This window comes from Psychroserpens sp. BH13MA-6 (genome assembly GCF_052983595.1).
In genome coordinates this window covers 1-1163 of the sequence record NZ_JBRJGE010000034.1, presented here as the reverse complement: position 1 = coordinate 1163, position 1163 = coordinate 1, and the positions used below count along the sequence as shown (strand labels likewise).

The 1163-nt window shown below is 30.4% G+C and carries 1 protein-coding gene; it reads right to left on the bottom strand.

Going from position 1 to position 1163, the window contains the following annotated elements; translation table 11 throughout:
* Nucleotides 1–234: 234 nt before the first annotated feature.
* Nucleotides 235–1029: a hypothetical protein gene (locus ACU8DI_RS15330; protein ID WP_447113669.1), complete on the bottom strand. Its 795-nt coding sequence runs from the start codon at nt 1027–1029 to the stop codon at nt 235–237.
* Between the last annotated feature and the right edge of the window lie 134 nt (nt 1030–1163).

The window sequence follows — 1163 nt, the reverse complement described above, 5'->3', positions numbered from 1 at the left end:
TCATTTTCAGAGTAATAGTTTTAGAAGAATCCGAAGTGCTGAGGTCTATTCAGAAAGTTTCCTGACCAGCTTTATTTTCGGTATTGCACTATTGTTGCTAACGTAATTGTGTATGATATCGTGCGTTTGGAAACGTTCGTTACTTTCCGCGGTTACGAATCATTTTTTAAATATAAGAATTTAAACTGAAGCTAGAGTAGAGCATGGATTATACACGGTGTTACCCAACGTTTTTTATTCAACTGTTTGTTTTAATTTCCGATTTTTGTCATTCAATTCAGTCAGTTTTCCTTTATTTAAACGAAACTCTAAGTCATTAAACTCAATCCAATTTGCACTCGATAATGCGAAACTTATTTCATCATCTTTATTCAGATTACGAGATTTTAAAATCAGCGTGTCGTTAATATTTTTCCACAAACCCTCTGTAAAATCTGAATCGTGTCCTTTATTAACCCAAAATTTGAATGTTCTGTCCTCTTTTAAAACTAGTTTAATTTCAAATCGGTTTTTGTTTCGTCCAATATATTCGCCATAGAATAATCTTGTTTTTCTATTTGGTGGCTCAATTTTCATTAAAGAATACATTCTGTCATTAAAAATTCTTATAAAATTTTCGTCTCGAATAGCATCTGTGCAAGTATGGCAGAATTTTAAATTAATAATCTCAATATTATTCAGTCGAAGAGTATCAATCATTTTATCTGGACAACCAGAATAACCTCCAACAGCACTAACTAAAATCTTTTTTCCATCAAGGAATAAAGCTGTTGCAAATCGGTCAATTTTATAATTCAACCATTTATTGTCTTTTTCGTTTAGTTTAAATTCATCCCTTAATCCACTGTAAATATGTAAACTACTAATTGTATTTAATTCTACTTGTAATAGTCGGCTTTCAGGTTTACGAATAGAGTCAAATTCCAAATTTTTCGGAACGTAATTTATTAAATCGTAATACTCTTTTTCATACAGAGTTGACGATTCAGGATTTTGAGCAAAAATTAATGTGCTAAAAATTATGTTCAATATGAAAACGATTTTTCTCAAATGTTGGGTAACGTAATTGTGTATGATATCGTGCGATTGGAATTGATCGTTATTTTCCGTCGTCACAATTCTAAAGTTTAAATATAAGAATTAAAACTGAAGCTAAAGTAGAG